Source organism: Frondihabitans sp. OV104 (assembly GCF_057787745.1).
On sequence record NZ_CM173541.1, the window covers coordinates 1,891,783 to 1,907,550 of the forward strand.

Annotated in this window: 16 protein-coding genes; 1 reads left to right on the plus strand and 15 read right to left on the minus strand. The window is 70.8% G+C overall.

The annotated features are described in order from the left end of the window. Positions 1-14: 14 nt before the first annotated feature. Positions 15-752 (minus strand): VIT1/CCC1 transporter family protein, encoded by a 738-nt coding sequence (locus AC3CBB_RS08965; protein WP_488624310.1) that lies wholly within the window; start codon positions 750-752, stop codon positions 15-17. A 156-nt stretch (positions 753-908) separates the two neighbouring features. Here AC3CBB_RS08965 and AC3CBB_RS08970 point away from each other — a divergent pair, with 156 nt between their 5' ends. Then, positions 909-1,355 (plus strand): hypothetical protein, encoded by a 447-nt coding sequence (locus AC3CBB_RS08970; protein ID WP_488624311.1) that lies wholly within the window; start codon positions 909-911, stop codon positions 1,353-1,355. Between the two features lie 26 nt (positions 1,356-1,381). Here the strand turns inward: AC3CBB_RS08970 and AC3CBB_RS08975 are convergent, their stop codons facing one another. From AC3CBB_RS08975 to AC3CBB_RS09040, 14 genes are all read right to left on the minus strand, one after another. Beyond that, on the minus strand, positions 1,382-1,639 hold the full coding sequence (locus AC3CBB_RS08975) for a DUF6458 family protein (RefSeq protein WP_488624312.1): 258 nt from the start codon (positions 1,637-1,639) through the stop codon (positions 1,382-1,384). Between the two features lie 80 nt (positions 1,640-1,719). Then, positions 1,720-2,697 (minus strand): diacylglycerol/lipid kinase family protein, encoded by a 978-nt coding sequence (locus AC3CBB_RS08980; RefSeq protein ID WP_488624313.1) that lies wholly within the window; start codon positions 2,695-2,697, stop codon positions 1,720-1,722. 85 nt (positions 2,698-2,782) lie between these two features. Beyond that, the gene (locus tag AC3CBB_RS08985) at positions 2,783-3,310 is read right to left on the minus strand and encodes a MarR family winged helix-turn-helix transcriptional regulator (RefSeq protein ID WP_488624314.1); all 528 of its coding nucleotides are present in this window, start codon (positions 3,308-3,310) and stop codon (positions 2,783-2,785) included. A 164-nt stretch (positions 3,311-3,474) separates the two neighbouring features. Beyond that, entirely contained in the window at positions 3,475-4,740 is a 1,266-nt protein-coding gene (locus AC3CBB_RS08990) for an ice-binding family protein (RefSeq protein WP_488624315.1), read from the minus strand. A gap of 394 nt (positions 4,741-5,134) precedes the next feature. Then, entirely contained in the window at positions 5,135-5,860 is a 726-nt protein-coding gene (locus tag AC3CBB_RS08995; protein ID WP_488624316.1) for a hypothetical protein, read from the minus strand. A 68-nt stretch (positions 5,861-5,928) separates the two neighbouring features. After that, the gene (locus tag AC3CBB_RS09000; protein WP_488624317.1) at positions 5,929-7,152 is read right to left on the minus strand and encodes an MFS transporter; all 1,224 of its coding nucleotides are present in this window, start codon (positions 7,150-7,152) and stop codon (positions 5,929-5,931) included. Continuing rightward, the gene (locus AC3CBB_RS09005; RefSeq protein ID WP_488624318.1) at positions 7,149-8,168 is read right to left on the minus strand and encodes a LacI family DNA-binding transcriptional regulator; all 1,020 of its coding nucleotides are present in this window, start codon (positions 8,166-8,168) and stop codon (positions 7,149-7,151) included. The genes AC3CBB_RS09000 and AC3CBB_RS09005 overlap by 4 nt, the downstream gene beginning before the upstream one ends. Before the next feature lie 21 nt (positions 8,169-8,189). Further along, complete coding sequence (locus tag AC3CBB_RS09010) at positions 8,190-10,223, minus strand: aldo/keto reductase (protein ID WP_488624319.1); 2,034 nt, start codon at positions 10,221-10,223, stop codon at positions 8,190-8,192. Between the two features lie 96 nt (positions 10,224-10,319). Then, positions 10,320-10,952: a response regulator gene (locus AC3CBB_RS09015; RefSeq protein ID WP_488624320.1), complete on the minus strand. Its 633-nt coding sequence runs from the start codon at positions 10,950-10,952 to the stop codon at positions 10,320-10,322. Continuing rightward, positions 10,949-12,103 (minus strand): sensor histidine kinase, encoded by a 1,155-nt coding sequence (locus AC3CBB_RS09020; RefSeq protein ID WP_488624321.1) that lies wholly within the window; start codon positions 12,101-12,103, stop codon positions 10,949-10,951. Before AC3CBB_RS09020 ends, AC3CBB_RS09015 begins: the two co-directional genes overlap by 4 nt. Positions 12,104-12,129: 26 nt before the next feature. Next, positions 12,130-12,942, minus strand: a complete 813-nt coding sequence (locus AC3CBB_RS09025) for an ABC transporter permease (protein ID WP_488624322.1) — start codon at positions 12,940-12,942, stop codon at positions 12,130-12,132. Continuing rightward, complete coding sequence (locus tag AC3CBB_RS09030) at positions 12,939-13,817, minus strand: ABC transporter ATP-binding protein (RefSeq protein WP_488624323.1); 879 nt, start codon at positions 13,815-13,817, stop codon at positions 12,939-12,941. Before AC3CBB_RS09030 ends, AC3CBB_RS09025 begins: the two co-directional genes overlap by 4 nt. Positions 13,818-13,918: 101 nt before the next feature. Then, positions 13,919-15,127 (minus strand): HipA domain-containing protein, encoded by a 1,209-nt coding sequence (locus AC3CBB_RS09035; protein ID WP_488624324.1) that lies wholly within the window; start codon positions 15,125-15,127, stop codon positions 13,919-13,921. Further along, positions 15,124-15,765, minus strand: coding sequence for a hypothetical protein (locus AC3CBB_RS09040; RefSeq protein ID WP_488624325.1), 642 nt, complete (start codon positions 15,763-15,765; stop codon positions 15,124-15,126). The genes AC3CBB_RS09035 and AC3CBB_RS09040 overlap by 4 nt, the downstream gene beginning before the upstream one ends. Positions 15,766-15,768 lie beyond the last annotated feature (3 nt).

The window sequence follows — 15,768 nt, forward strand, 5'->3', positions numbered from 1 at the left end:
TCCGCTCGACGCCGCTAGGCGATCCCACCGGTGTGCAGGAGCATACCCATGACGAATGTGGCCGCGAGGGCGACGGCGCCGCCCACGACGACTCGGATCGTGGCACGGGCCTTCGAGCTTGCACCGATGTGCGCCCCCACCGCTCCGGTGAGCGCGAGTGCGATCAGCACCGCCCCGAACGTCACGGGCACGCGGATCGACGACGGAGGCAGCAGGATCGCCGCGAGCGGCAGGATGGCCCCGATCGTGAACGCGAGCGCGGAGGCGGCTGCCGCATGCCAGGCGCTGACGACGTCGTCCTCGTCGATGTTCAGCTCCATGGCGAGGTGGGCCGCGAGGGCGTCCTTAGCCGTGAGCTCCTTCGCGACCGTCTCGGCGGTCTCCCGTGACAGCCCTCGGACTTCGTAGAGCGCTGTGAGCTCCTCGAGCTCAGCGTCCGGGTCTGCGTGGAGCTCTTCCCGCTCCTTGGCGATGAGAGTCTGCTGGCTGTCACGCTGACTGCTGACCGAGACGTACTCCCCCAGCGCCATCGAGATCGCCCCGCCGACGAGTCCCGCGACTCCGGCCGTGGCGATGGCGCCCGTCGAGGTCGAAGCGCCTGCGACGCCGACGACGATCGCCGCGACCGAGACGATGCCGTCGTTGGCCCCGAGGACGCCTGCGCGCAGCCAGTTCAGCCGTTGCGCGAGGTTGCCCGTGTGCTGCTCGCCGTCGTGAGGTGGCGGGCCCTGTGTCGCATCCAGTCCGGTCATGCGCTCAGAGTGACCCTCTCCACGCCGGACTTCCAGCCTGGGTAGGCTTTCCTACCCCCGTGAACCCGGGCAACGTGAGCCCACCATGTGAGCATTCGAACATTCGGTCGTGCTTTACCGGCCCCTGCACGGTCCGGCCACACCTACGGTCAAGGCATGTCGACCTCTTCGAGCCGCCCAGTCCCCGCCCGCCCGCCCGCCACTCCGTCAGCTCGCCGCGCCTACGCCATTGCCACGGGCGTCGCCGTGCTGTTCATCTTCGCGCAGTCGGTGACCGCAGGCAGTTTCATCGAGGACGGACTCCCCGAGTCGACCAAGCAGACCTGGGTCGACGTCCACGGCGTCATGGCCTACCCGATAATGGTGTCCGCGCTCATCGCAGCCATCGTCGCGACAGTGCGCCTCGCGTCGGCGGGTCGACTCAGGATCGCCGCCGTCGTGCTGTTCGCCGCCACCCTCGCACAGTGGCTCTCTGGTCATGCCATCTCTGGGCTGGGCATGGACTGGATGACGCCCTTCCATGTCGCTCTGGCCTTCGTGGTCTACGGGCTCGCCATCTGGCTGTCCGTTCAGTCGGCGCGGCTCAACCGGACTTCGAGCTGAGACGTACCGGCCACGCTGGCGGGAGCTCAGACGAGCGGGCCGTCGTCCTCCGTGCTGCGCCGCGTGACCCGCTCGCCCGAGACGGAGTCGACGCCCGTTCGCGAGGTCGAGACGACGCGACGGCGGCGGGTCGCCAGGACGACGCCGAGGATCACTCCGAACGCACCGGCGGCCATGAGGATGTAGCCGATCAGGTGGATGTCGATGCCCGCGACCTGGAAGTTGAGGGCGAACGCCAGGATGGCGCCGATGACGAGCAGGAAGATGCCTCCGCCGATACTCATGGTCAGTCCTTTCGTCGTCCGTGTGTGTGGCTTGTGAAGCGTAGCGGCAGAGCACCGCTGGCGCCCGCGCGAGGCCGCTTTCAGTCGCGCGGCACGCGCACCGTCAGGCCGCCCGGCTTGACCGTCGTCCGGAAGCCGACCGCCTTGCCGAACTCGTCGCCGTCGATCTCGATGTCTTCGGGCCCGCGGAGCTTCACCGTGACCGACTTGGCCTTGACGTAGCGGAGCGCGTCGTCTTCCCGGCCCTTGAGCTTGTCGGCGAACGGCAGTCGCCGGACTACGCCGTTCTCCCAGAACACCTTGTACAGGATCTGCAGCCACCCGAGGAAGCTCTCCGGCCGCAAGAGCAGGATGTCGAACACCCCGTCGTCGATGGCGGCGTCCGGCAGCAGGAGGATGTTCGCGGGGAGGGCTCCGCAGTTGCCGATGATGATCGTGTTCGCGCGCATGGTGCGGGCGGGCTTGCCGTCGAAGCTGTAGCGGAACTCGAGGTGGTTCTTCTCTCGCAGAGTGGTGACGAGGGCCTTGGCGTACGCGAGCCACCCCACCCTCTTCTTGAGGTCGGCGTCGGTGTTGGCGAGCATCCGCGCGTCGACGCCGAGACCCGCCATCACCACATAGACGTGCTTGGTGACGCTGTCGTCGTCGCGCCGGATGTCGATCAGGCCCAGGTCGATGGCGCGGTCGTCGCCGGCGAATGCCGTGTGGAGGGCGTTGTCGAGATCTTCGAGGGTCAGCTTGAGGTTGCGGGCCAGGAGGTTGCCGGTGCCGGACGGCAGAAGCGCCAGCGAGGCCGACGAGTCGTGCATGCCCTCGGCCACGGCGCGCACCGTCCCGTCTCCTCCGGCCGCGATGATCATCGTGGCTCCTGCGGCGAGCGCCTCGGCTGCAGGGCCCTGGCCGGCGTCCTCCTCAGAGGTCTCGAACCAGAGCGTGCTCGGCCAGCCGGCTTCCTTCTCGGCGACGGCGACGGCCTGCCGAACGGCCTCGACGTCGATCTTGATCGGGTTGTACACGACCGCGGCCTGACGGGCAGGGGCGGAGGGAGGGGTCGTCATGCGCTCACCGTACCGGGTGGCTCCTCAGTGCTGTGCCCCACCGTCACCCGCGCGTCCGACCGGGCACTCGGTCGGGTGACCGTCGTCATGCGGCGGGCAGGATGCCGCCGAGGTCGAGCGAGGCCGTCATGGCGGAGAGGAGGGTGATGATGCGCTTCGACTCGCGGGGGGACAGGCCGGCCAGGAGCGCGCGGACGTCGTCACGCGAGTCGCCGAGCGCCGCGGAGAACTCGGCCTTCGCGGCCGGTGTGAGGTACAGGAGATGCCCTCTCCCGTCTCGAGGATTGTCGGTGCGGCTCAGGAGTCCGCGATCCATCATGCGAGACACGATGATCGTGCTGGCCCCGCTGGTGACGCCGAGAGCCCGGGCGATGTCGAGCGCCCGGACGGGTTGGCCGAGACGACCGAGCCGAGCCACGAACTCGAGCGCCGAGATCTCGTTCGCTCGAAGCTGGAGGCGGTCACGGAGGCGCCAGCGGAGGTGAGCGTCGGCCGTCTGGAGGGCGGACATCGCCTCGAGGAGCGCGATCGGCGTCACCGGCATCGGGCCGTCTTCTTCGCGCCGGCTGTCGCCGTCACCCTCGCTGTCGAGGGATGTCACGATGCTGCTCACGATGGACCTTCCGTAGGGGGTCCGCAAGCATGCGCCATCGTCCGATGAACATCCGCGGGAGGCCATCGAAGCACACTCCCGTCGACTCCCTCGCATCCGCCTCCGTCGTGCGGCCTGCGCGGGCGGCGAGGCACCGGGCGGAAGCTGTGTCGTTCGACACGCCCCTAGGCCCGGTGTGCGGCAGCGGCGCGGCGACGGCGACGGCTGGCCGTGACCAGGACCGCCCCGCCGACGAGGAGCAGGCCGGCGGCCGCACCCGCGCCGATCGTGTCGGTGCCGGTGTACGCGAGCTCGGCACCGGAGCCTGTGCCGGTGCCCGTGCCCGTGCCCGTCCCAGTCCCAGTGCCTATGCCTGTGCCAGTGCCTGTGCCTGTGCCTGTGCCTGTGCCTGTGCCTGTGCCAGCACCGGTACCCGCTGGGATCCGGACGGTCACGGTGTAGGTCGCGGAATCGGTCGGGGTGGTGCCGTTGCTAGCGGTGACGGTAAAGGTCGTCTTGCCCGGAGTCGTCGGAGTGCCCGAGATGACGCCCGTCGTGCCGTTGAGGACGAGGCCGGCGGGCAGCGTGGTCGAGGTGAACGTCGGCTTCGGCGAGCCTGTTGCTGTCACCGTGTACGTGTACGGCGTTCCCGCCGTCGCGGTCGTCGGAGCGCCCGACGTGATCGTGGGCGCGGTGGTCTCGGACGTGGTACCCGGGTTCGGGCAGCCGGTCGGCGCCGTGATGGTGTTCGTGTCCAGGGTCACCGCACCGGTGCGGGCGAGGAGACGGCCGACGATGGTGGCTCTCGTGGTCGCGGTCACCGACTCCTGGGCCAGGACCGTGCCCTGGAACTGAGCTGCCGAGCCGATCGTCGCCGAGCTCCCGACCTGCCAGAACACGTTGCAGGCGGTCGCACCGCCCGTGATCGTGATGCGGGTCGCCGATCCGATCGTGAGCGTCGAGGCGGCCTGGAACACCCAGACCGACTTCGCACTGCCGGCCAGGGTGAGTGCGCCGTTGTTGGAGAGGATGAGGTCATCGCCCGTGTACACGCCCGGGGTGAGGCTCAGGCCGCTCAGCTCGCTGATCCCCTTGCGGGTGGGGGTCAGGGATGCGGCGACGTTGTAGGCCGTGGTGGTGTCCGCCTGCGCCTGCGTCGCCTCGGCGTCGGTCGTGTGGATGGTGCCGTTGACGATGCCGGGGCCGCCGTCGAATCCGGTGATGGCGGTGCCGGGCGAGACGCCCAGGTCGCCGTTGACGAGGGTCGTGCCGGTATTGGTGACGGTGCTGGCGCCGAGGACCCCGAAGGTCTTCGCGGTGCCGAGGTTCACGGGGCCGTCGAGGACGGTCGCCGCGGAGGCCGTCGACGCGGCCCCGAGAGTGAGGGCCGCAGCGAGACCGATGCCGGTGGCCACGACGAGAAGCGGACGGAAGATGGGCGTGCTGGCCATGGTGGCCCCTGCCTGAGTGGGAGAGGCACATGTGTAAGCGTCGACGACGCCCCCGTGATCCCCGGTACCCGAGTTATACCTGAAGATTGGTCGAAACGGGCCTTCTAGTTCACAGATTCAATTAAGACGTCGCAAACCGGCCTTCCGGTGTCTCACGATTTCAATCAACCTGGCAATTCGCCCGGCTCCGGGGAGAACCGCTCAAAGAGGCGTGTACTTGGCGCATGTCGGCAGGCAGCCTCTGGGTGGGGCCGCCTGGCTGGGTCGGGGTAAGACCTGCGACATGAGGTGCAGGGCACACGATTCGGGTCGGAGTGCCGCATCGTGATGGGGGTGACACGCTTCGGGTCGTGGCACCCCATCAACCCCGCCTTCGATCAGCCGCAGTACTCGATCAGCCGCAGTACTCGGACGGCGGGATGCCGCTGTCGGCGAGGGTGATCCCGATCACCTCGTCGCGCTCGCCGACGCTGAAGTCGATCCAGCGGCCGTTCTCTCCGCTGAGCCCGTAGTACGTGGTGATGTCGCCGTAGGCGCCCGTCTTCGGGATGCCCGGATAGGCCGCCTTCAGTGCCGCGACCGTCGACCCGATGCCGATGCCGGCCTCCGTCTTCGGCGATGCGGCGATGACCGTCGAGCTAATCGGCTGCGAGTTGTCGCCCGAGACCGCCACCAGGGTCGTGACGTCGGGATTCGCCGGCACGAACGTGGTGGCGAACTGGGGGGTGCCCTTGCCGTAGAAGAAGTCGGCGGGACACGTGCCGCCCTGCCCGAGCTCCTGATTCTCGGACCCGGTGTACCCGAGGCCCGTCATGACCGTCGCTTCGGCCTTCTGGTTTCCGCCGATCGTGAGTGGTCCGACGCGGGTGAACGTGATGGGCCATGTGGACGTGTCGTCGGCGGTGAACGAGCTCGTCGGCGTCGGCGTGCTCGCCTCGGTCGGGGCGGCTGTCGGGGCCGGAGCCTCGGTGGCGCTCGGCGCCTCGGCGGTCGGCGTCGCGGTGCTCGGCCCGGCGGCGCTGGGGCCGGTGGAGCAGGCGGTGAGGAGCGCGGCCGCGACGGCTGCCGCGACCATGGCCGCCGCGATCCTGCGCCTGCTGTGATGAGTGGTGTCGTTCATGGAATCCCCCTTCGTCGAGTGTGGTCCTAGTCAGTGATGTCCGCGGCGGGCAAAAGGTTTCATCCGGTTCAGCGGCGGCTGCGGAGCGATCCCGCGGCGGCGAAGGCCACAGCCAGCAGCACGGCGACGAGCCAGAACGAGTCGAGCAGGCCGATGGCCTCGGACAGCCCGCCGATGACGGGCGGCCCCGCGAGGTTGGCGAGGTAGCCGACCGAGGCGACGGCGCTGACCCGCGCGGCGGCGTTGGGCCCGCTCTCGGCCGCGGCCGACATGCCGAGCGGGAAGCCCATCGACACGCCGAAGCCCCACAGCACCACCCCGACGAGCACGACCCAGACCGGCCCGCCGAGGATGAAGACCGCCAACCCGACGACGCCGATCGCCGTCGTCAGGCGGATCGTGCGGACGCGGCCGATCCGATCCACGACGGGCCCTCCCGCCACGCGCGCCGCCGTCTCGGAGATTGCGAACACGGTGAAGAACAGTGCGGCGACGGTCTCGGTCTGCCCGTGTCCGTCGCGGGCGGAGAGCGACAGCCAGCTGTTCGCCGTGCCCTCTCCGAGCTCCGCACCGAGCATGACGACGCCGATCAGCAGGAGTCGCGGGTCGAGCAGCCGACGGGCAGACTGCCCCAGACGCACCCGCCACGGCACGCCGTCCACTCCCCCGACCTCGGCTGCCTCGCCCTCCTCGGCGGGCGACAGCCGCAGGTACGCCGTCGCCCCGAGGCCGACGACGGCGATCAGGGCGGCTTCGGCCAGGAACTGCCACGCGAACCCGACGCCGAGCGCGGCTGCCCCGGCGCCGATCCCGGACCCGATCACGGCCCCCGCCGACCAGGCGGCGTGGAGCAGGGGCATCAGCGTCCGGCCGGCGGCCTTCTCGACGGCGGCACCCTGAACGTTGATCAGCACGTCGAAGGAGCCGACCGCCAGCCCGACGACCACGAAGCCGACCACCGTGGCCGGCACGGACGCGGCGACCCCTGCGCCCAGCCCCACGAGGGCGATGCCGACGCCGATGAGCACCGCGGCCCCGCCGATGGCGCGGCGCGGACCGAAGCGGGCGAGTGCGTGCGCCGCGAGCGACAGCCCCGTGACGGAGCCGACGGTGACGCCGGCCAGGGCGATCCCGATCAGGCCGTCGCCGATGCCGAGAGAGTCGCGGATGCTCGGCAGTCGGGGACCCCAGGTCGACAGCGCGATCCCGCCCAGGGCGAAGAGCACCATGACGGCGTTGCGCCACGACGTCGTGGTCGACGCCGGGGCGAGACGGGCTGAGCGGTTCGTCATGCGGACTCCCGGAGCGTGAGCGTCAGCGGCACGCTGATGTCGTGCGACGGGTCGTCGCGATGGGTGTGGTCGCCGAGCGCGTCGTGCAGGAGGCCCAGAGCCTCGCGCGCCAGGCGGGTCGTGTCGATCGCCAGCGTCGTGAGCTCGGGCGTGACCGCTCGGCCCACGGCGAGGCCGTCGATGCCGATGACGGCGACGTCGCCGGGAACGGCACGCCCGGCTTCGGCGAGCGCCTTCAACGCGCCGATCGCCATGATGTCGTTGTACGCCACGAGCGCGTCGACGTCGGGCCAGGCGGCCAGGATCTCGCGCGCCGCCCGCAGCCCGCCGTCCATCGACTCGTCGCCGGCGTAGGAGGGCCGGCTCTCCCCCTCGAGTCCCCTCGACGCGACGTGCCGACGGTACAGCTCGAGTCGGTCGCCGGAGCCCTCGGTCGAGTCGACGAACGCGATGCGCGTGCGCCCCGACACCGCCAGGTGGTCGACACCCTGGCCGATGGCCGTCGCGAGGTCGAGCACGACCCGCGCGTCCAGGCGCGGGTGCGCCGGCCCGTCGAGCATGACCAGCGGCATCCGGAGCCCGGTGCCGCTGAGGACGTCGTCGGGCAGCAGCGACATCGTGTCGTTCCGGCATCCGGTCAGGACGACCGCGTCGACGCTCTGGGTCATCGACGCCAGCTGCGCGCGTCCCTTGACCGGGTCGCTCCCCACGTCGCACAGGAGCAGGCTCCAGTCGCGCTCGGCAGCCTGCCTCGACAGGGCCGAGGCCAGCTCGGCGAAGTACGGGTTGCTGAGGTCGTCGACCACGAAGCCGACCGTCGTCAGGCGCCCCTGGACCAGCCCCTGGGCCGCCCGATTGGGACGGTAGTTGAGGCTGCGCGCCGCCGCGACGACGCGCTCGCGGGTCGCCGGCGAGATGTCGGCGAGACCGTTCAGGGCGCGGGTGACCGTCTGCCGGGACACCCCGGCGAGCTCGGCCACGTCGATGATCGTGGCCCGTGGGGGCACGGAGCTCATGCGCGGGCCGCTACTTCCCCGTCACCGGAGGTCCAGCCAGGCGACCTGCTCCGGGGTCAGCTCGACGCCGAGACCGCGCATCGACGAGCGCGCCTCGGCGATGGTGCGCGGCCCGAAGAGCGGGAACGTCGGGAACGGCTGGTGCAGCACGAAGGCGAGGGCGATCGCGGTCGCCGCCACTCCGTGCTCGGCGCCGAGCTGCTCGGCCCGGCGCAGGCGCTCGAAGTTGTCGTCGCTGTAGTAGCAGCGGACGAGCTCGGCGTCGGTGAGGTCGTCGGGGCGCGCGCGGCCGGTGAAGAAGCCGCGGGCCTGCGACGACCAGGGCAGCAGCGGGATCTGGCGCTCTTCGAGCCACCGCTTCGACTCCGGATCGGTGACGTGCTCGCACCCGGCCCACGGGACGTCGTATGCCTCGGCGAGCCCGAAGTGGTTCGAGAGCACCGAGAACTCGGCGCGGCCGTTGGCCCGGGCGTAGGCGTTGGCCTCGTCCACGCGAGCCGGCGTCCAGTTCGAGCCGCCGTAGACGTGGATCCGCCCGGCCGCGCGGTGCTCGTCGAGCACGTCGACGAACTCGCCCACGGGCACCTCGATGTTGTCCCTGTGCATCATGTAGATGTCGGCGTACCCGGTGCCCTGACGCTCCAGGCTCTCGAGGAGCTGCCGGCTCAGCGACTCCGGATCGCAGTAGGGCGTGTGGGCGCCCTTGGTGATGACCACGAGGTCCTCGCGGATCCCGCGGTTCGCGATCCACCGCCCGAGCCGCTCCTCCATCTCGCCGTGGCCGTAGAGCCAGCCGGTGTCGAAGGTGTTGCCGCCCTGGCTGACGAAGTGGTCGAAGATCGCCGACGCGTGCGCCAGGTTCTCCTGGTTGTCGACGCCCATGATCAGCCGCGACACCCTCTTGCCGACGCCGTCGATCTCGCCGTAGACCATCGGCGCGTCGGGCGACACCGCGAGCGGCGCCCCGGTGACGGGAGGGATGGACACGTCTTCCCGCTCGAACGGGTAGCGGAGCGAGATCGCCTCCCGCCACTGGTCGAGGACGCGGGCCGTGCCGACGCTGTCGTCGAGGCCGCTCTCGAGGGTCTCGCCGCTGCCGTCCCGCAGCGCGGCGATGGTGGCGGCGGCTTCCAGCCCGTACGGCTGCGCGCCGGAGAACGAGAGCGACCGGGTCTCGCCGTCGACCGTGCGCACGGTCATCTCGGGCTGCTCGCCGAGCGTCCACGGGTCGGTGAGCACGATGCTTCCGAGCGACCCGGTGATCGTGACCGCGTTGGCGTCGTCGACGCGGACGCCGCAGCGCACCGTCGCCGTGACGCCGTCGCCGAAGTCGAGCTGAGCGACCGTCCACTCGTCGACGCCGGTCGGCCCGAGCGTGCCCTTGGCTGTGACGGCGAGCGGCTCGGCGAACGCACGGCCCCGCGCGGCGCCCACGACCGCGCGGGCCATGGAGACGGGATACCCGCCCACGTCGAGGATCCCGCCGCCGGCGGTCTCGACGTCGAACAGGCGGCCCTCGCGCACGGCCACTGCGAACGAGAACGCGGCGTCGATGTGCACGAGCTCGCCGATCGCCCCCTCGCGCACGAGGTCGAGGAGGGCGCGGGTCTGCGGGTGGAAGCGGTACATGTACGCCTCGACGAGGGTCGCCCCGGCCTGCCTGGCCTCGTCGGCGACGACCATCGTCGTTCCCGCGTTGGGCGTGAGGGGCTTCTCGCAGAGCACCGCCTTGCCGGCCGCGATCGCGTCGAGCACCAGGCGCGCGTGACCGGTGTGGACCGTGGCCACGTAGACGGCGTCGATGCTCGGGTCGGCGAGGATCTCGGCGTAGGTCCCTGTCCGCACGGCGTCGCCGCCGGAGCCGTCAGGGCCACCGGAGCCGCCGGGCCCGGCGCCCTGCTCGACGGCGAACGCCGCGAGGCCGGCCGCGCGCCCCTCGTCCGTGCTGCCGACCGCGGCCAGCACGCCGCCCGACGAGGGGAGCTGCGAGACGAAGCGGCGCGCGATCGATCCGGCGCCGAGCACTGCCCAGCGGGCCGTCGTAGGAGAGGTCATCGGTCTTCTTCCTCTTTGAAGTGAGCGACCGTGAACGTTCACGGCCACGCACACGCTATCAAGATCCGGGGCGTCACGCACCTGCTCGAGAGAGCGTCAGAGCAGCCCGAGCTCCATCGCCAGCGTCACAGCACGGGTCCGGTCGCTCACTCCGAGCTTCTCGAAGACGTGGATCAGGTGCGTCTTCACGGTGGCCTCGCTGACGAACAGCTCGCCGGCGATGGACCGGTTGCTGTGGCCCGAGGCGACCAGCGCGAGCACCTGCCGCTCGCGCGCGGTGAGCGCCGGCGTCGCGGCCTGCGCTCCGGCCGGCGCGGCGACACGACGCACGAGCATGGCAGCGATCGCGGGCGCCAGCGCGACCTCTCCCCGCGCGGCCGAGCGGACGCCGGCCAGCAGCTCGTCTTCCGGAGACGCCTTGAGCAGGTAGCCGACGGCGCCTGCCTCGATGGCGGTCAGGATCTGCTCGTCGGTCTCGTAGGTCGTGAGCACGACGACGCGCACGGCGGGGTCGCGGGCGATGATCTCCGCCGTCGCCCGGTCGCCGGAGAGCACCGGCATGCGGAGGTCCATCAGCACCAGGTCCGGCTGGAGCGCGGCTGCGAGGTCCACCGCCTCCCGCCCGTCACCCGCCACTCCGACGACATCCACGTCGTCGGTCGCAGCGAGCAGCGCGACGATGCCGCTTCGCACGATCGGATGGTCGTCGGCGACGATGACACGGATCACGAGGCGCTCCCGAGCGGCAGCGAGGCCACGAGAGTCGATCCGCTCCCCGGCGCGCTCCGCACCTCGAGCCGGCCGTCGGCGAGGTCGAGGCGCGCGCGCATCCCGGCCAGGCCGTAGCCGTCGGAGGGGCGCGCAGGATCGAACCCCGCCCCGTCGTCCCCGACCGTCAGGCGCACTTCGGCGCCCGCCCGGATCAGCCCGAGACGGGCCGACGCCGCCCCCGAGTGCTTCCTGACGTTGGCGAGCCCCTCCTGAGCACAGCGGAGCAGCACCACCTCGACGTCGCGGTCGAGACCCTCGACCCGATCGACGTCGACGTCGACGTGGATCCCGGTCTCCCGCTCGAATCGACCGGCAAGCCGCCGAAGCGCGGGCTCGACGCCTCCTCCGAGGTCGACCGCCGAGGTCGAGGCGACGAGCGACCGGGCCTCCGTGAGGGCCTCCCGGGCGTTCTCCTCGAGGAGGGCCGCGGTGTCGCCGGCCACGTCGAGCGTGTCGGCGGCCAGCTCCCGCTTGAGCCGCTGCGTCAAAAGCACGACGCCCGTCAGGCTCTGCGCGATCGTGTCGTGGATCTCCCGGGCGAGGCGCTCCCGCTCGCCGGAGGCACCCGACTCGCGGCTGAGCGTGGCCAGCCGCACCTGCGCGAGCGTCAGCTCGTCGAGAAGCTTCTGGCGCTCCTCGCTGAGCTCGGCGAGCCGGGTGATCCAGACCCCGAGCGCGATGCTGCCGACGAGGCTGATGCCCTCGATGAGCACGGCCTGGGTCCAGTCGTCGGGCGCGGACCCGAGGCCCGTCGCCATGGCCACCGCGATGACGACGGTCAGCAGCGCGTTCACCGCGACAGCGACGCGGACCCGATCGACCATCACCCAGATCAGAGGGCAGGCGATGGCCTGGACGAACGCCGTGCTCGGGTCGACGAACACCATGACGCCGGATGCCACGACGAGGATCGCCAGGAAGGCCGCCGCCGCTGTCGGCCGGGTGAAGCCGCGGCGGCCGAACGCGCACCAGGCGAGCGACAGCAGCGCGATGACGATCACGGCGACGATCCGGTCGGCGTCCCCCGCGACGAGGTTGATGACGCAGATGGAGGCGATCAGGGCCATCGTCGCCCCGAAGAAGAGGTCCCACCACCGTGCTCCGGTCATGGTGCTCAGCCTCTCACGCGACGCGGTCACGAGTCCTTGCGGATCCACCGGAACGTGAGGCGGGCGGCCACGACGCCGGCCACGAGCCAGACGCCGAGCACGGCGGCAGTTCCTGCGGCATCCCAGGATCCCCCGGGCTCGAGCGTCTCGAACGTGGAGGGGAGGAACACGCTCCGCATCCCCTGCGCCAGCCACTTGAGCGGGAACACCGATGCGAAGCTCTGGAGCCATGAGGGCAGCTGGCTGAACGAGAGGTAGACGCCGCTGATGAACTGCAGCACGAGCACCATGGGCACGATCACCGCGGTGGCGCTCTTGCCGGTCCGCGGCACCCGCGAGAGCGCGATGCCGAGCACCGCCGACGTGGTGATGCCGAGCAGGTAGACCCAGACGAACGTGAGCCACTTCGAGGCGTCCGCAGGCAGAGCCACCTGGAAGGCGATCCGCGCGACCAGGAGTAGCAGCACGATCTGCAGGGCCGAGGTCGCAAGCACCTGCAGGAACTTCCCCACGAAGTACGACAGCACCGGGAGCGGGGTCCCGGCCAGGCGCTTGAGCGTCCCGTCGCCGCGCTCGACCGCGATGTCGACTGCGAGGTTCTGGACCCCCGACAGCAGGATCCCCGCGGCGATCATCCCCGGCAGGTAGAACGCCGCCGCGGTGATCCCGCCGGAGCCGTCCGGCTTCGTGCCGAAGTTGCCGGCCGAGCTGAACGCGACCGAGAAGATCGTGAGCATGACGACCGGGAAGAGGAAGGTGAAGAAGACGGTGTCGCCCTGCCGGAAGTAGACGGCCGTCTCGAAGCGGGCGCGGCGGAGGCCGAGAGCGAGGGCGTTCACGCGAGCACTCCCGTCGACGTCGCCGTGCTGTCGTGCTTCGCGACGAGGTCGAGGTAGACGTCTTCGAGGCTCGGGCGGATGACCTCGAGCGACCGGACCTCGCCGCCCGTCGACCGGTGCAGCTCGGCGACCAGGGCCGTCGGCTCGGTCGTGCGCTGCTCACGCGGGCCCGCGGCGTCGACCCATCGGACGACGGGGATCCGCGAATCCTGCCCCCCGATCTCGTCGACGGGCCCGAGGGCCACCAGCCTGCCGCCGACGACCACCCCGGCCCGGTCGCCGAGCTGCGCCGCCTCGTCGAGGTAGTGCGTCGTGAGCAGGATGGTCGTGCCCTCGCGCTTGAGGAGGCGGATGAGGCTCCAGAACTCGTGCCGCGCCTCGGGGTCGAACCCCGTCGTCGGCTCGTCGAGGAAGAGCAGCTCGGGCCGGCCGATCACGCCGAGGGCCACGTCGACACGGCGGCGCTGGCCGCCCGAGAGGGCCCTGATCCGCGTTCCCGCCTTCTCGGTGAGGCCGACCGCGGCGATCGTCTCGTCGACGTCGCGCGGGTTCGGGTAGAAGGTGGCGAAGTGCGCGATCAGCTCGCGCACGCCGACGTTGCCGCTCTCGCCGCTCGACTGCAGCACCATGCCGATGCGCGCCCGCCAGTCGCGGCCCGCCCGGCCCGGGTCCTGTCCGAGCACGGACACGTCGCCGGAGGTGCGGTCGCGATACCCCTCGAGGATCTCGATGGTGGTGCTCTTGCCGGCGCCGTTGGGCCCGAGCAGGGCGAACGTCTCGCCCCGCCCGATGTCGAAGGAGATGCCGTCGACGGCGTCGAAGGCGCCGTAGGTCTTGCGCAGGTCTCGCACGCTGACGTGCTCGGTTTCGCTCATGAGACCACACTGGCCGACGCCGTCGCCTGCCGGACCAGCCGATCGGCCAGACCCGGCGTCAACCGATCGGTGGATGCGGGTCGGGGGCGAGCGGCCCGCTCTCAGCGGGCGATCTTGCCGGTCTGCTCCCGGATGAGGTCGCGCATCCGAGCCGGCTGATCGTCGGGCAGGTCTGCCCACGCGGTGTCGGCCCGGTCGGCGACCGCCTGGTAGATGACCCGTACCTCTTCGACGACGCGATCCTGATCGAGGCCGCTCGTGCGGGCGAGTTTCGCCCAGTGGTCGATGCTGACCTCCTGCGGGAAGTCGGCGCCGCTGACCCTCATGGCGAGGGTCTGGTCGTAGGAGGGCCACAGCCGTGTCGGCAGGGAGTCGTAGATCGGGGCGAGGCTGATGCTCCCGGGGCGCAGCAGCACCGAGTAGTTCTTGGCGTGCGCGTCGGCATTGCCGATGGCGGTGTTGAACGCCATCTGGCGGACGAAGTCGTACCCGGAGCGCAGGTCGGCGTCATGGGCGGCGAGCAGTTCGATGACCTGTCTCGCCGTCACGTCGTCCTTTTCGGAGGTGTCCTTGCCGAGGGCCTGTGCCATGTCTTCGACGTGGACGCGACGCGCGATGGAGTCAGCGCCGGTCACCCGATCGAAGCGCTCGACGATGTACGCCTGCTCCCCCGCGATGGTGAGGATGGACGCCCTCGGGGCGGCGATGCCGACAAGGCCTGCGAGAGCGATCGCTGCGACTTCGGCCTCTTCCGCACCGACGTTGACGTTCGCAGCGGGCTTGACGATGTGCGTTGACGGGATCGCGGCGTTCGACCAATACCAGTCGCCGTCGATGTCGGCGAGGGCGAACTTCGGCTGCGAGCCGGCGAGGGAGAACCGGGCCGGCTCTGCGCTGTCGTACCAGCGGTCGGTATCGAGGTGGAGGGTACGGATGCGGAAGGCGATCGCATCGTCTTCGGCCGGGTCGAGGTCGCCGATCGCGGCCTCCGGCGTCTCGTCGCCCGGCAGAAGCACGAGGCCGCCGGCGAGGTCGCCTCCGACTGCGGCGAGCAGATCGAACGTGCCGGTGGACGCGGCGTGGGTGACGCTCTTCATCCATTCGCGGGCGGCTCGGCGGTCCGGGAGAAGGTTGCCGAGGAACCTTCCTGCCGCCTTCCTGGTCGCGGCCCCGTCACGAGGCAGCGACAGCGATATGGGAGTCTGCGGTGCATTGTCATCGTAGAGGAACGTGATGCTCCCGGCCCGCTCGTCCTCGATGAACTCTCCGGCGTAGACGCCCTCCAGCCACGCAGACAGGCGGCGGGTCACGGTGTCGGCCGAACGGTCACCGGCGGCAGCGCGAGCGGCTGCACGCCGAGGGCGCGGAGGGCGGCACGGGTCGAGCCGATGCGGACGCCGGGCTTTCCCTTCTCCAAATCGATGATGTCGCGGGCTTCCACATCGGCGAGCGCGGCGAGGTCTCCGACGGTCCACTGGTGGATCGCTCGTTCGTCAGCGATAACGCGCGCGAGCCGGTCGCCGGTGATGGCGAACTTCCGGCGGGGTTTGCGGACGAGGGCGACCACCCGGTCATCTCGCCGTTCGTGAGCCTGGCGGACGATGACTTCTCCGGGGGTGAACCCGGCGGGCACCTGGTCGCGAAACCAGGCGCGGAGCAGATCGGCGGGGTTGTCCGCCCGGCGCAGCTGGCCGAGGTGCTTCGCCACGCGAACGCGATCGGGTCCGGTGAGTCCGTCGAGGCTCTGCGCTCTGAGCGCGCGGATCATATGAGCACGCATCGCGGTTCCCATCGACCGCGGGGCGGCTGGGCGGGCGGGCCGGTCTTCTGAGTCGATGACCCAGGTCTTGCCGCGCCGGTGGGCTGGGATCGCACCCTGGCTGGCGAGCGTTCGCACGCGTCGGGCACTGATGCCATGCGCAGCAGCGTACTGCTCCGTCGTCGTCATGCC

What these genes read in the sequence shown, in the direction of transcription:
- AC3CBB_RS08990 (WP_488624315.1), bottom strand. Translation starts at nt 4,740, where the DNA reads ATGGCCAGCACGCCCATCTTCCGTCCGCTTCTCGTCGTGGCCACCGGC.
- AC3CBB_RS09010 (WP_488624319.1), bottom strand. Translation starts at nt 10,223, where the DNA reads ATGACCTCTCCTACGACGGCCCGCTGGGCAGTGCTCGGCGCCGGATCG.
- AC3CBB_RS09000 (WP_488624317.1), bottom strand. Translation starts at nt 7,152, where the DNA reads ATGACGAACCGCTCAGCCCGTCTCGCCCCGGCGTCGACCACGACGTCG.
- AC3CBB_RS09040 (WP_488624325.1), bottom strand. Translation starts at nt 15,765, where the DNA reads ATGACGACGACGGAGCAGTACGCTGCTGCGCATGGCATCAGTGCCCGA.
- AC3CBB_RS08975 (WP_488624312.1), bottom strand. Translation starts at nt 1,639, where the DNA reads ATGAGTATCGGCGGAGGCATCTTCCTGCTCGTCATCGGCGCCATCCTG.
- AC3CBB_RS08970 (WP_488624311.1), top strand. Translation starts at nt 909, where the DNA reads ATGTCGACCTCTTCGAGCCGCCCAGTCCCCGCCCGCCCGCCCGCCACT.
- AC3CBB_RS09005 (WP_488624318.1), bottom strand. Translation starts at nt 8,168, where the DNA reads ATGAGCTCCGTGCCCCCACGGGCCACGATCATCGACGTGGCCGAGCTC.
- AC3CBB_RS08980 (WP_488624313.1), bottom strand. Translation starts at nt 2,697, where the DNA reads ATGACGACCCCTCCCTCCGCCCCTGCCCGTCAGGCCGCGGTCGTGTAC.
- AC3CBB_RS09030 (WP_488624323.1), bottom strand. Translation starts at nt 13,817, where the DNA reads ATGAGCGAAACCGAGCACGTCAGCGTGCGAGACCTGCGCAAGACCTAC.
- AC3CBB_RS09020 (WP_488624321.1), bottom strand. Translation starts at nt 12,103, where the DNA reads ATGACCGGAGCACGGTGGTGGGACCTCTTCTTCGGGGCGACGATGGCC.
- AC3CBB_RS08965 (WP_488624310.1), bottom strand. Translation starts at nt 752, where the DNA reads ATGACCGGACTGGATGCGACACAGGGCCCGCCACCTCACGACGGCGAG.
- AC3CBB_RS08995 (WP_488624316.1), bottom strand. Translation starts at nt 5,860, where the DNA reads ATGAACGACACCACTCATCACAGCAGGCGCAGGATCGCGGCGGCCATG.